We start from the raw sequence: 12,867 nt of genomic DNA, 5'->3' as shown, positions 1-12,867 counted from the left end.
CGATGGACGCCGCCGCCAAGCAGGGCCGCAGCAACCGCCAGCTGATGAAGAAACTGGCGGTGGTGGCCTTGCTGATGTTCGTTTTCGCCTGGGGGCTGATCCCGCTGTACAAGGTGGTGTGCGAAGTCACCGGCCTCAACGACGTGGTCAAGGCGGACAGCCTGGACGACACGGCGACAAACGGCGGCGCGGCGGCGCACGAGGTGGACATGACTTTCGACGCCACGGTGCAGGCCGGCCTGCCGTGGCAGGTGCGGCCCTTGCAGACCCGGCTCAAGGTGAAGCCCGGCCAGTTTGTGCAAGTGGAGTACGAAATCACCAACGCCAGCGGTCAGCGGGTGGTGGGGCAGGCGATTCCGCGCTATCTGCCCGCCGCCGCCGGCGAGTACGTCAAGAAGCTGGAGTGCTTCTGCTTCCGCCAGCAGGCCTTCGCGCCCGGCGAAACCAGACGCTTTCCGGTGGTGTTCGTCGTCGACAAGCGCTTGCCGGCCTCAATAGACAGCATCACGCTGGCCTATACCGTGTTTGACGTGCCGGGCAATGCGGGAGCGGGCTCATGAGGGCATGGCAAGGCGTTTTGGCGGTGTTGTCCGCCTTTTTCGGCGTGCGCCGCAAGGCGGACGCGCGCGAGGACAGCAAGCTCTCGCCGCTGCAGCTGATACTGACCGCGCTGCTGCTGGCGGCGACTTTTATCGGCGTGTTGCTATTGGTGGTGCGGCTGGCCACGTCCTAATCGGTGTGCAGGGAGAACGCAATGACGACAGCGAACGAGCGGGAACAGACGCATTACTTTGTGCCGCAGCCATCGCGCTGGCCGGCGGTGGGCGCGGTGGCGCTGTTCTGCCTGGGCTTGGGCGCGGCTTTCGCCGTCAACGGCCAGCCGCTGGGCAAGCTGTCGCTGGGCGTGGGCGCGCTGATACTGATCTATATGTTGTTCGGCTGGTTCGGCGACGTGATCCGCGAAAGCCGGCACGGCGACTACCAGGGCAAGGAAGACATGTCCTTCCGCTGGGGCATGGGCTGGTTCATCTTCTCCGAGGTGATGTTCTTCGGCGCCTTCTTCGGCGCCTTGTACTGGGTGCGGGTGGTGTCGGTGCCGACCTTGGGCGAGATGGACTACAAAATCTTGTACCCGGATTTCGAGCCGTCCTGGCCGCTGCTGACCGGGCCGGGCATCACCAAGCCCTATCAGGCGATGGGGGCCTGGGGCCTGCCGACGCTGAATACCCTGATCCTGCTGAGTTCCGGCGCGATGGTGACCTGGGCGCATTGGGCGCTGCTGCAAGGCCGGCGCGCGCAATTGAAGCTGGGGCTGCTGTTGACCGTGTTGCTGGGCAGCTTGTTCCTCTGCCTGCAGATGTACGAATACGGCCACGCGATGAGCGAGTTGAATCTGAGCCTGGCCTCCGGCGCTTACGGCATGACTTTCTTCATGCTGACCGGTTTTCACGGCCTGCACGTGCTCTTGGGCACCATCATTCTGGCGGTGGTGTGGCTGAGGGTGATGCGCGGGCATTTCGACGGCCAGCATCATTTCGCCTTCGAGGCGGCGGCCTGGTACTGGCACTTCGTCGACGTGGTGTGGCTGTTGCTGTTCGTCTTCGTCTACTGGCTGTGAACCGCGCGGCCGGACCAAAGGCCAGGGGCCGCGCCGGGACGAGGGCGGTCGGCTCGGCTAAGCTTGATGAGGGCGCCACCAGCCGAACAGCGCGCCCAGCAGCAAGAGCAGGAACAGGCCGATGGACAGGCCGATGCGCAAAGTGAGGGAGCGAACCAGACGTTGAGAGCCTTGATCGGACTTCAGCAGGCCGGTCAGGCCCCAGAACAGGGCAAGCACGATGCAGGCGAGCAAGAACAGAATGACAAGTTTCATTGCGGAATCCCCCGGTCGATTGGGCCGTCGATCTACAGCTTTGAAGTCTAGCGGCAAACGGCTGGTTTGGCTGTGTTTATTGGCCATGGCGGTGCTGCCTTTCTTTTTGGCGGCCTGGCAATGGCAGCGCGCGCAGGAAAAGGCCGAATTATTGCGCTCGCTGACCAGCGCCATCGGCGTGCCGCCGGTCAGCCTGATTTATCGCGAGGCCCGCCCGCAGCCGGAATTCAGCCGGGTGGCGCTGCCCGGCGCGCAGCCGGCCGGCCCGGCCTTGCTGTTGGAAAACAGCTATCTGGGCGAGGTCAAGGGCCGGCGCATGCTGCAACCCTGGCGGCTGGAAGACGGCGCGATGGCCCTGTTGGACCTGGGCTGGCTGGCCGACGGCGTGACGCCGCCCGCCGTCGATCCGAAAACGCTGACCTTGCGCGGACACTGGATGCCGCTGCCGCGCCACTTCGTGCTGCCCGGCGCGGTGGCCGGCGTGGAGGGCCGCGTCGACGCCATCGACATGGCCGCGCTGCGCCAGCGCTACCCCGGCCATTGGCATCAGGGCGTGGTGGTGCTGGAGCACTCGCCGGACCCGCTGCGGCATTGGCCGGTGCTGCCGGAATTCATGCCGGAGCGCCATTACGCCTATGCGGCGCAGTGGCTGCTGCTGGGCCTGTTATTGCTGCTGTCCTTGCATTCGCTGAGGAGACGTTCCCATGAGCCGCGTCGATGAAGCGTCCCCCGAGCCGTCCCGGCGCCGCGGCCGGCTCAAGCTGCTGCTGATGGCTGCCATCTGCCTGGCGCCGGTGCTCGCCTCTTGGGCGGCTTACCGGCTGATGCCGCCGCAGGGCGGCAAGAGCTACGGCCAATTGTTGCCGACGCGGCCGTTCGCGCTGACCGGCGCGCAAGGATGGCCGCGCGGCAAATGGGTGTTGGCGGCCAGGATAGAACCGGGCTGCCAGACACGTTGCCAGCAGCGCTTTTTCGCGATGCGCCAGATTCAGCGCGCGCAGGGCGAGGCCGCCGGCCGTCTGACCCGGCTGGGCTGGCAGGAGAGCGCCGCGCACGAGGAGGTGGACGCCACCCACATCGTGCAAACCGCGCAGACGGACGTCGACGGCGGCGGCTACTACCTGGTGGACCCCTTGGGCAACCAGGTCTTGTTCTATCCCGACGCCGCCGATCCCAAGAAAGTGATCCAGGAAATAGGCCGCGTGCTGAAAACCAATAACGGCATCGGTTGAGCTTGTTAAGCCGCGGCGCCCGCGCGGCCCGCGACATCCGCAGTTTCTTGGCCGCTCGACAAGGGGAGAGCAGCATGAGGCGACTGATCTGGCTGGCATTCATCCTGGCATGCGTGGTCGTGCCTTTCGGCGCTTATGTGCGCCTGTCCGACGCCGGGCTGGGCTGTCCGGACTGGCCGGGCTGTTACGGCCAGATCTCCCCGCATCACGCCGCGGAACGCATTCAGCAACAGCAAGCCCAGAGCCCGGACGGCCCGGTCAGCCTGGGCAAGGCCTGGAAGGAAATGAGCCATCGCTATCTGGCCGGCGCGCTCGGCGCGCTGATCGTCGCCATCGGCTGGCAGGCGTGGCGGCGGAAACGCCACCGCCGCGTCGCCGGGACGCTGTTGGCGGTGGTGCTGCTCCAGGGCTTGCTGGGCATGTGGACGGTGACCTTGCTGCTCAAGCCGGCCATCGTCACCCTGCACCTTATCGGGGGCGTGTCGGTGCTGCTGCTGCTGGCCTGGCTGGCGCTGTCGCCGCGGCTCGCTCCGGTGGACGCGCCGGCGTCGTTGAGCTGGCTGGCGCGCGCTCTGGCGCTGGCGGTGGCTTTGCAATTGGCCCTGGGCGGCTGGGTGTCCACCAACTACGCCGCGCTGGCCTGTCAGGGCTTTCCCGCCTGCAATGGCGAATGGTGGCCGCAGATGCGCTTCGAACACGCTTTCCATCTGTTCCGCGCCTTGGGCGAGGCGCCGGACGGCAGCCCGCTGGCGGTGGGCAATCTGGTGGCGGTGCATTGGCTGCACCGGCTGGGCGCCGCCCTGGTGACCGTCTTGTGCCTGAGCGCGGCGCGCGCCGGCTGGCGGCTGCCGGCGCTGCGCGGCCACCTGTGTTGCTTGCTGGCGGCGCTGTCGCTGCAGATCGGGCTGGGCGTCGCCAATGTGTTGCTGGCGCTGCCCTTGCCGGTGGCGGTGCTGCATAACGCCGGCGCCGCCTGTCTGCTGCTGATCAGCAGCCTGCTGGCGCTGCGGCTGAGGCCGGCGCGCGCCGCGCAGGCGCGGCCGGTCGGGCCTTTGCCTCGTCTTTCCAAAAACCATCGCGAATGGGTTTGAGCGCCGCATCCTGAGGGGGAAAAACATGAACGCAGCGGAGCTTCAGCAGGCGCGCCAGCACGCGGTCGCCTTGATGCAACTGGCCAAGCCCCGGGTAGTGGGGCTGATCGTATTCTGCGCGGTGATCGGCATGTTTCTGGCGGGGCCGGGCTGGCCGGATCCGGCGCGCCTGTTGCCGGCCACCGCCGGCATCGCGCTGGTGGCCGGCGCGGCGGCGATGATCAATTGCCTGGTGGAGCGCACGGTGGACGCCAATATGCGCCGCACCGCCTGGCGCGCCACCGCCCGCGGCGAGGCCGGCGCGGCCGAGACCCTGATCATCGCGCTGACCGCCGGCGGCATCGGCATGGCCTTGCTGGCCGGCCTGGTCAACGCCTTGACCGCCTGGCTGACGCTGGCCACCTTCGTCGGCTACGCCATCGTCTACACCCTGCTGCTCAAGCCCAATACGCCGCAGAACATCGTGATCGGCGGCGCCAGCGGCGCGATGCCGCCGGTGCTGGGCTGGGCGGCGATGACCGGGGAGGTGCACGCGTTCGCGCTGGTGCTGTTCCTGATCATCTACGCCTGGACGCCGCCGCATTTCTGGGCGCTGGCGCTGTACCGCCGCGACGATTACGCCCGCGCCGGGCTGCCCATGCTGCCGGTGACTCACGGCCAGCGTTTCACCACGCTGTCCATCTTGCTGTACTCGCTGCTGTTGTCGGCCATCACCCTGTTGCCGGTGGCGATGGGCGCGGCCGGCTGGCTCTATCTGCTGGCGGCGCTGGCGCTGGACGCGCGGTTGCTCTTCCTTGCCGTGCGCCTGCATCGCCAGTATGCTGACGCTCTGGCCCGCCGCGCCTTCGCCTGGTCGATCTGGTATCTGACCTGGCTGTTCGCGGCCCTGCTGATAGACCATTACTGGCTGATACCCGTTTCCTGATGCGCAAATTGATAAAACTCGCCGGCTGGCTGCTGCTGCCGTTGTGGCTGGCCGCGTGCTCGCCGAATGAACCCAAGCTGGATTTGAAAGGCACCGACGTCGCCGGCGCGTCGATAGGCGGCGATTTCACGCTGACCGACCACCAAGGCCAGCGCCGCAGCCTGTCCCAATACCAGGGCAAGGTGGTGGCGCTGTTCTTCGGCTACACCCATTGCCCGGACGTCTGCCCCACCACCATGCTGGAATACGCTGCGGCGGTGAAGCAGCTGGGCGAGCAGGCCAGCCAGGTGCAGGTGCTGTTCGTCAGCATAGACCCGGAACGCGACACGCCGCAGGTGCTGGCCGGCTATGTGCCGCATTTCAATCGAAGCTTCGTCGGTCTGACCGGCACGGCTGGCGAGGTCGAGCAGATCAAGAATCAATACAAGGTCGTCGCCCAGCGGGTGAGCCAGCCGGGTGGCGGCTATAGCGTGGACCACAGCGCCGGCTCCTATCTGTTGGATAAACAGGGCCGTTTGCGAGTGTTTGAGGTCTATGGCACGCCGTCGGCGAGCTTGGCTCATGATATTGGCCAGTTGTTACGCTAAACTTGGCGTATCGGAAACTGACGCAGACATGAAAGTCGGATCAAAGTGAGCAACGACCATAACGCTGGCGCAACATCCGGCTCGCAGCCATCGTTGGACCTCGCCAAATACACGCTGTCCACGTCGGTGGAGATCGCCCATCATCTGGCCGGCATCGCCAAGAATGGCCACATGGTGACGGTGTTTTCCAATAAGGGAAAAACCTTCATCCTGACTCGTTTCCTGGAGGTGGACCATAAGGCGGGCACGCTGGTGTTCGACTGGGGCGCGGACCCGGAGACCAATGAACATCTGCTGGCCAGCGAGCGCAATGTCTTCGTCTGCTCGCCGGAGGGCGTCAAGACCCAGTTCGTCACCGGCCAGGTGCGCCGGATAGACTGGGAGGGCCAGCCCGCCTTCCAGGCGGATTTGCCCGAGCAGGTGATCAAGCTGCAGCGCCGCGAATTCTTCCGCATCCAGACCCCGGCGGCCAGCCCGGTGATGTGCCATGTGGCCGATTACCCGCACAAGCCCATCGACCTGGCCTTGTTCGACGTCAGCCTGGGCGGCGTCAGCATGTGGCTGCCGCAGCCGGCCACGCCCGGCTTCGACATCGGCCAGCAATACCAGCGCTGCACGCTGGACCTGAAACCGCTGGGCGGGCTGCATATCGGGCTGGAAGTCCGTCACCGGCTGGCCGCCAAGCTGCGCAACGGCAACGAGGCTGTGCGCATCGGTTGCTCCTATCTGGGGCTGACGCCGGCGATGGAGACGCTGATTCAGCGCTACGTCGGCCTGCTGGAGCGCGAACGCCGCGCGCTGGTCGGCTGAATCCGCGCGCCGCTTCGCCTTAACCTCGATTTCGTCATCCTTGCCGCAAGACATCATGAAGCTGACTATTGCCCTGTCCAAAGGGCGCATCTTTGAAGAGACCCTGCCCCTGCTGGCCGCCGCCGGCATTTTGCCGGCGGAGGACCCGGAAGCCTCGCGCAAACTGATCATCGGCACCAACCATCCGGGCGTGCGGCTGGTGATCGTGCGCGCGTCCGACGTGCCGACCTATGTCCAGTACGGCGCCGCCGATCTGGGCATCGCCGGCCGCGACGTGCTGATCGAGCACGGCGGCGCCGGCCTGTACCAGCCGCTGGATCTCAATATCGCCAAATGCAATATGATGGTGGCGGTGCAGAACGGCTTCGACTACGAGGCCGCGGTGCGCCGCGGCGCGCGCCTGAAGATCGCCACCAAGTATCCGCAGATCGCGCGCGAGCATTTCGCCCGCAAGGGCGTGCATGTGGACATCATCAAGCTCTACGGTTCGATGGAGCTGGCGCCGCTGGTCGGCCTGGCCGACGCCATCGTGGACCTGGTCTCCACCGGCGGCACGCTGCGCGCCAACGATCTGGTCGCGGTCGAACACATCGTCGACATCAGTTCGCGGCTGGTGGTCAACCAGGCCGCGCTCAAGCTCAAACACGACGTGATCCAGCCGGTGCTGGACGCATTCGCCGGCGCCGTGCCGGCCTGAGGTCCGCTCCATGCTGAAACTGTCCTCTTCCCAAGCCGATTTCACCGCCCGCCTGCAGGCGCTGCTGGCCTTTGAAACCGCGCAGGACCCGGCCGTCGACGCCGCCGTCGCCGCCATCTGCGACGACGTCAAGGCGCGCGGCGACGCCGCGGTGATCGACTACACCAACCGCTTCGACCGCATGCGCGCGGTCTCGATGGCCGATCTGACGCTGTCGCGCGAGCAACTGGAAGCCGCCTTCCACCGGCTGAGCGATCCGGTGCGCCACGCGCTGAGCACCGCCGCGGAACGGGTGCGCCGCTATCACGAGAAGCAACTGGCGCATTCCTGGAGTTATCAGGACGAGGACGGCACCTTGCTGGGCCAGCAGGTGACGCCGCTGGACCGCGTCGGCATCTACGTGCCGGGCGGCAAGGCCGCCTATCCCAGCTCGGTGTTGATGAACGCGATGCCGGCCAAGGTGGCCGGCGTCGGCGAAATCATCATGGTGGTGCCGACGCCGGACGGCGAGCGCAACGATCTGGTGCTGGCCGCCGCCTACATCGCCGGCGTGGACAAAGTGTTCACTTGCGGCGGCGCCCAGGCGGTGGCGGCCTTGGCCTACGGCACCGAGACCGTGCCCCAGGTCGACAAGATCACCGGCCCGGGCAACGCCTACGTCGCCGCGGCCAAGCGCCGGGTCTTCGGCGTGGTGGGCATCGACATGGTGGCCGGCCCGTCCGAAATCCTGGTGATCTGCGACGGCGACACCCCGCCGGACTGGGTGGCCATGGATTTGTTCAGCCAGGCCGAGCACGATGAAATCGCCCAGGCCATCCTGCTGTGCCCGTCGGCGGACTATATCGCCCAGGTCGAGGCCAGCATCGCCAGACTGCTGCCGCAGATGCCGCGCCGCGCCATCATCGAGGCCAGCCTCGGCAATCGCGGCGCGCTGATCCAGGTCGGCGATCTGGCGCAAGCCTGTGAGATCGCCAACTACATCGCGCCCGAGCATCTGGAACTGTCGGTGGCCCATCCGGACGAGCTGTTGCCGTTGATCCGTCACGCCGGCGCCATCTTCATGGGCCGTTTCACTTCGGAGAGCCTGGGCGATTACTGCGCCGGCCCCAACCACGTGCTGCCCACCAGCCGCACCGCGCGTTTCGCCAGCCCGCTGGGCGTGTACGACTTCCAGAAGCGCAGCAGCCTGATCCGGGTGTCCCAGGCCGGCGCGCAGACGCTGGGCCAGGTCGCCAGCCTGCTGGCCCACGGCGAAGGCCTGAGCGCGCATGCGCGCGCGGCGGAGCTGAGGCTGGATGCCTAGCGCCGCTGGAGGCGAAACGCCGCTTCATCGCTTAATCTGGATAGGTAACCGGAGAAGGCGATGGCTGGGCTGAAACGCATCATGGCCGGACTCTGTCTGGCCTTTTTCTTGTCCGCGGCGGCAGGGGCGCAACCGCGGGTGCTGGTGGTGGAGAGCTATCACAGCGACTACCCCTGGGATCAGGATTACCGCCGCGCCCTGCAGGAGCGCCTGGGCAAGCGTGCGCAGCTGAGCTATTACGCGATGGACACCAAGCGTCTGCCGCCGGCCCAGCATCAGGCGCGCGCCGACGAAGCACTGGCGATGGCGGCGAAAATAAAACCTGAGCTCGTCATCGTCGGCGACGACGCCGCCTTGCAAAGAGTGGGCAGCAAGCTGGCCCAGCGGGGCGTCCCGGTGATCTATCTGGGCATCAACAACAATCCGCGCAATTACTTCCCGGGCGCGGCGTCGGGCGTCAGCGGCGTGCTGGAGCGGCCGTTGATTCTGCGCAGCGTCTTCGAATTGGGCAAAACCGTCAAAGGCCTGCGCAGCGCGCTGGTGCTGTTCGACGACGATCTCACCTCGCGCATCATCCGCGACGAGACCTTCGTCGGCCGCGACACCATGCTGCTGGCCAATATCCACGTCGACCTGGCCTTGACCGGCTCCTATGCGGACTGGCAGCGGCGGGTGCTGGGCGCCGCCGGCCGCTATCAGGCGATCTGGATCGGCCTTTACTTCACCCTGCGCGACGCCGGCGGCAAGGTGGTGCCCGGCGATGAAGTGCTGCGTTGGACCGCCGCCCACGCCAAGCTGCCGCTGTTCGCGTTCTGGGATTTCGCCGTGGGCAAGGACAAGGCCGCCGGCGGCCTGGTGCTGTCCGGCTACGAGCAGGGCCGCGAGGCGGCCAAGCTGGCCGAGCAAGTGTTGTTCCACGGCAAGCCGGTGGCCAGCCTGTTCCCGGTGACGCCGTCGGAAGGCCGCTATGTTTTCAGCCGCGAAGGCCTGGCGCGAGACCGCATAGAGCTGCCGGCGCGGCTGCGGGAACGGGCGAATTGGGTCGAGTAGCTGAAAGCGAATGAACACGCTACTATAGCTTTTCGTCTTTTCCGATAATACGGCTCCGCCCGCGGGGCTTTTGTTGGCCGCCAGGCCGATTGCGAAGTCATGAAAAAGTCCGTCCGACAGCTGGTGCGCGATGAGATCGCCGCCATCAGCGCCTACCCGGTAGCCTCCGCCGACGGCTACATCAAGCTGGACGCCATGGAGAATCCGTGGCCGCTGCCGGCCGAGCTGCGCCAGGAACTGGCGCGGACGCTGGCCGACGTCGCCGTCAACCGTTATCCGGACCCGTCCGGCGGCACGCTGAAAGCCCAGCTGAAGCAGGCGTTTTCCATCCCGGAGCCGGCCGAAGTGCTGCTGGGCAACGGCTCCGACGAGCTGATCACCCTGGTGGCGCAGGCGCTGGCCCGTCCCGGCGCCAAGTTGCTGGCGCTGGAGCCGTCCTTCGTGATGTACAAGATGAACGCGCTGTTCTCCGGCCTGGACTATGTCGGCGTGCCGCTGCGTTCCGATTTCAGCCTGGACCTGCCGGCGACGCTGGCGGCCATCGCCGAGCATCAGCCGGCGGTGGTGTTCGTGTCCTACCCCAACAACCCGACCGGCCCGCGCTTCGCCCGCGCCGAGGTGGAAGCGATCTGCGAGGCCGCGCCCGGCCTTGTGGTGGTGGACGAGGCCTATCAGGCTTTCGCCAGCGACAGCTTCATGAACCTGGCCGGCCTGCGCGACAATCTGATCGTGATGCGCACGCTGTCCAAGCTGGGCCTGGCCGGCATCCGCCTGGGTTACGCCGCCGGCCCCGCCGACTGGATCCGGGAACTGGACAAGGTGCGCCCGCCGTACAACGTCAATGTGCTGACCCAGGCCGCCGCGCGCTTCTCGCTGCGCCATATCGAGGTGTTCAACCGCCAGGCCGCGGAACTGTGCGAGGAACGCGGCCGGCTGGCCGCCGGGCTGGCGCGCCACGCCGCCATCGAAGCCTTCCCGTCGGAAGCCAATTTCATCACCATCCGGGTGCCGGACGCGCTGGCCTTGTACCAGCATTTCAAGGCCAGCGGCATCCTGATCAAGCAACTGCACGGCAGCCACCCCTTGCTGGAGCGATGCCTGCGCCTGACTGTGGGCGCGCCGCAGGAAAACGACGCCATGTTGGCGGCCCTGGACGCTTACTTCGCCTGAGCCATGAGAACCGCAACCGTTACCCGCAATACCCTGGAAACCCAGATCACCGTCAGCCTGAATCTGGACGGCGCCGGCGTAGGCCGCTTTGAAACCGGCGTGCCCTTTCTCGACCACATGATGGACCAGATCGCCCGCCACGGCCTGATCGATCTGGACGTGGTCGCCCACGGCGATCTGCATATCGACGCCCACCACACGGTGGAAGACATCGGCATCACCCTGGGCCAGGCCTTCGCCAAGGCGATAGGCGACAAGAAGGGTATCCGCCGCTACGGCCACGCCTATGTGCCGCTGGACGAGGCGCTGAGCCGGGTGGTGATCGACCTGTCCGGCCGTCCGGGCCTGGTATACCAGGTCGAATACACCCGCGCCAGCATCGGCCAGTTCGACGTCGACCTGTTTTCCGAGTTCTTCCACGGCTTCGTCAATCACAGCATGGTCACGCTGCACATAGACAATCTGCGCGGCGTCAACAGCCATCATCAGGCCGAGACCATCTTCAAGGCCTTCGGTCGCGCCTTGCGCATGGCCTGTGAGGCGGACGAGCGCATGGCCGGACAGACGCCGTCCACCAAGGGCACGCTGACCGCATAAGTCGGCCGCGCCGTTTTTTCAGGGCTCCGGCCGCATTTGGCCGGAGCGCCGCCACACCCCGAAGCGAGCTTGCAGGATGGCGATTAAAGTTGCAGTAGTGGATTACGGCATGGGCAATCTGCATTCGGTGCTCAAGTCGGCGCAGGCCGTCAACGACATCGGCGCGGACATCTTCCTCACCAGCGAGCCGGAAGCCGTGCTCAAGGCGGACAAGGTGATCTTCCCCGGGCAGGGCGCGATGCCGGACTGCATGCGCGAGCTGAACCAGCACGGGCTGGCCGAGGCGATAAGGGAAAGCACCAAGAACAAGCCGTTTTTTGGCATCTGCGTCGGCGCGCAGCTATTGTTCGAGGAAAGCGAGGAGGGGCCGACTCAAGGCCTGGGCCTGTTCCCCGGCAAGGTGGCGCGTTTTGCCGCCGGGCTGCGCGACGCCGAGGGCGAGCGTTTGAAAGTGCCGCACATGGGCTGGAACCAGGTGTTCCAGACGCGGGTCCATCCCTTGTTCGCCGGCATCGCCGACGGCGAGCGTTTCTATTTTGTGCATAGTTACCACTTTGCGCCGGCCGATGCGGGCCTGACGTTGGCGGAAAGTGAATACCCTGAGCGGTTTTCCTGTATTGTCGGTCGTGAGAACATTTTCGCAAGCCAGTTCCACACCGAAAAGAGCCACCGGGCCGGCCTTCAGATGATGAAGAACTTCCTGGCCTGGGATGGCAGTGTTTAACTCACGTTTGATTTAGCACCATGCTGCTCATACCCGCGATAGACCTGAAAGACGGTCAATGCGTACGCCTGAAACAGGGCGTGATGGACGATGCCACCGTTTTCTCCGACGACCCCGTGCAAGTCGCCGCCCATTGGCGCGATCAGGGCGCTCGCCGCCTGCATCTGGTCGACCTCAACGGCGCCTTCGCCGGCAAGCCCAAGAATCTGGCGGTGATCCGCGATATTCTGGGCGAAGTCGGCAATGAAATCCCCGTGCAATTGGGCGGCGGCATCCGTGATCTGGACACCATAGAGAAGTACCTGGACATGGGCCTGGCCTACGTGATCATCGGCACCGCCGCGGTCAAGACCCCGGGCTTCCTGCACGATGCCTGCGACGCCTTCCCCGGCCAGGTCATCGTCGGCCTGGACGCCAAGGACGGCATGGTGGCGATAGACGGCTGGGCCAAGGTCACCAACCACAAGGTGATCGATCTGGCCAAACGCTTCCAGGACTACGGCGTCAATTCGGTGATCTACACCGACATCGGCCGCGACGGCATGATGAACGGCGTCAACATCGACGCCACCGTCAAGCTGGCGCAGGCGCTGACCATCCCGGTGATCGCCTCCGGCGGCCTGAGCAATCTCGACGACATCCGCGCCTTGTGCGCGGTGAAGGACGAGGGCGTCGAAGGCGCGATCACCGGCCGCGCGATTTACGAGGGCGGCATCGATTTCGCCGCCGCGCAGACGCTGGCCGACGAATTGTCGGACTGAGAGCCTGTTCTCGACTTATCAAGCCATGCCGGCCCGTACGCACTGTT

At 66.0% G+C, this 12,867-nt stretch carries 17 protein-coding genes; 16 read left to right on the top strand and 1 reads right to left on the bottom strand.

Going from position 1 to position 12,867, the window contains the following annotated elements:
* The first annotated feature begins 2 nt into the window (after window positions 1-2).
* The 3 genes from DB032_RS19960 to DB032_RS19950 are packed head-to-tail and all read left to right on the top strand — an operon-like array spanning window position 3 to window position 1,618.
* On the top strand, window positions 3-560 hold the full coding sequence (locus DB032_RS19960; RefSeq protein WP_107800995.1) for a cytochrome c oxidase assembly protein: 558 nt from the start codon (window positions 3-5) through the stop codon (window positions 558-560).
* Window positions 557-733, top strand: a complete 177-nt coding sequence (locus DB032_RS19955) for a DUF2970 domain-containing protein (protein ID WP_081544914.1) — start codon at window positions 557-559, stop codon at window positions 731-733. The genes DB032_RS19960 and DB032_RS19955 overlap by 4 nt, the downstream gene beginning before the upstream one ends.
* 21 nt (window positions 734-754) lie before the next feature.
* Complete coding sequence (locus DB032_RS19950; protein WP_107800994.1) at window positions 755-1,618, top strand: cytochrome c oxidase subunit 3; 864 nt, start codon at window positions 755-757, stop codon at window positions 1,616-1,618.
* Window positions 1,619-1,675: 57 nt separating this feature from the next.
* Here the strand turns inward: DB032_RS19950 and DB032_RS19945 are convergent, their stop codons facing one another.
* On the bottom strand, window positions 1,676-1,873 hold the full coding sequence (locus DB032_RS19945; RefSeq protein WP_019102806.1) for a DUF2909 family protein: 198 nt from the start codon (window positions 1,871-1,873) through the stop codon (window positions 1,676-1,678).
* Between the two features lie 91 nt (window positions 1,874-1,964).
* On the opposite strand from DB032_RS19945, the gene DB032_RS19940 reads away from it, so the two are divergent.
* From DB032_RS19940 to hisA, 13 genes are all read left to right on the top strand, one after another.
* A complete protein-coding gene (locus DB032_RS19940; protein WP_158274378.1) occupies window positions 1,965-2,594 on the top strand; it encodes an SURF1 family protein in 630 nt (209 codons plus the stop codon).
* Complete coding sequence (locus tag DB032_RS19935) at window positions 2,578-3,105, top strand: hypothetical protein (protein ID WP_107800992.1); 528 nt, start codon at window positions 2,578-2,580, stop codon at window positions 3,103-3,105. Before DB032_RS19940 ends, DB032_RS19935 begins: the two co-directional genes overlap by 17 nt.
* Before the next feature lie 74 nt (window positions 3,106-3,179).
* A complete protein-coding gene (locus DB032_RS19930; protein ID WP_107802037.1) occupies window positions 3,180-4,196 on the top strand; it encodes a heme A synthase in 1,017 nt (338 codons plus the stop codon).
* 25 nt (window positions 4,197-4,221) lie between these two features.
* Window positions 4,222-5,121, top strand: a complete 900-nt coding sequence (locus DB032_RS19925; protein WP_019102802.1) for a heme o synthase — start codon at window positions 4,222-4,224, stop codon at window positions 5,119-5,121.
* Complete coding sequence (locus tag DB032_RS19920) at window positions 5,121-5,708, top strand: SCO family protein (RefSeq protein ID WP_107800991.1); 588 nt, start codon at window positions 5,121-5,123, stop codon at window positions 5,706-5,708. Before DB032_RS19925 ends, DB032_RS19920 begins: the two co-directional genes overlap by 1 nt.
* A gap of 93 nt (window positions 5,709-5,801) precedes the next feature.
* Window positions 5,802-6,518, top strand: a complete 717-nt coding sequence (locus DB032_RS19915; RefSeq protein WP_227105543.1) for a flagellar brake protein — start codon at window positions 5,802-5,804, stop codon at window positions 6,516-6,518.
* Between the two features lie 55 nt (window positions 6,519-6,573).
* Window positions 6,574-7,215, top strand: coding sequence for an ATP phosphoribosyltransferase (gene hisG, locus DB032_RS19910; RefSeq protein ID WP_107800989.1), 642 nt, complete (start codon window positions 6,574-6,576; stop codon window positions 7,213-7,215).
* A gap of 10 nt (window positions 7,216-7,225) precedes the next feature.
* Window positions 7,226-8,518 carry a histidinol dehydrogenase gene (gene hisD / locus DB032_RS19905; RefSeq protein WP_107800988.1) on the top strand — a complete coding sequence of 431 codons (1,293 nt, stop codon included), beginning with the start codon at window positions 7,226-7,228 and terminating at the stop codon, window positions 8,516-8,518.
* Window positions 8,519-8,578: 60 nt separating this feature from the next.
* Entirely contained in the window at window positions 8,579-9,568 is a 990-nt protein-coding gene (locus DB032_RS19900) for an ABC transporter substrate-binding protein (protein WP_107800987.1), read from the top strand.
* A gap of 99 nt (window positions 9,569-9,667) precedes the next feature.
* A complete protein-coding gene (gene hisC, locus DB032_RS19895; protein ID WP_107800986.1) occupies window positions 9,668-10,738 on the top strand; it encodes a histidinol-phosphate transaminase in 1,071 nt (356 codons plus the stop codon).
* 3 nt (window positions 10,739-10,741) lie between these two features.
* Complete coding sequence (hisB, locus tag DB032_RS19890) at window positions 10,742-11,335, top strand: imidazoleglycerol-phosphate dehydratase HisB (RefSeq protein ID WP_107800985.1); 594 nt, start codon at window positions 10,742-10,744, stop codon at window positions 11,333-11,335.
* A gap of 82 nt (window positions 11,336-11,417) precedes the next feature.
* Complete coding sequence (hisH, locus tag DB032_RS19885; protein ID WP_107802036.1) at window positions 11,418-12,059, top strand: imidazole glycerol phosphate synthase subunit HisH; 642 nt, start codon at window positions 11,418-11,420, stop codon at window positions 12,057-12,059.
* 20 nt (window positions 12,060-12,079) lie between these two features.
* The gene (hisA, locus tag DB032_RS19880) at window positions 12,080-12,820 is read left to right on the top strand and encodes a 1-(5-phosphoribosyl)-5-[(5-phosphoribosylamino)methylideneamino]imidazole-4-carboxamide isomerase (protein WP_107800984.1); all 741 of its coding nucleotides are present in this window, start codon (window positions 12,080-12,082) and stop codon (window positions 12,818-12,820) included.
* Window positions 12,821-12,867: the final 47 nt, after the last annotated feature.

The organism is Chromobacterium sp. Panama, assembly GCF_003052555.1.
In the GTDB taxonomy this organism is placed as follows: Bacteria; Pseudomonadota; Gammaproteobacteria; order Burkholderiales; family Chromobacteriaceae; genus Chromobacterium.
This window is presented reverse-complemented; position numbering and strand designations above follow the sequence as displayed.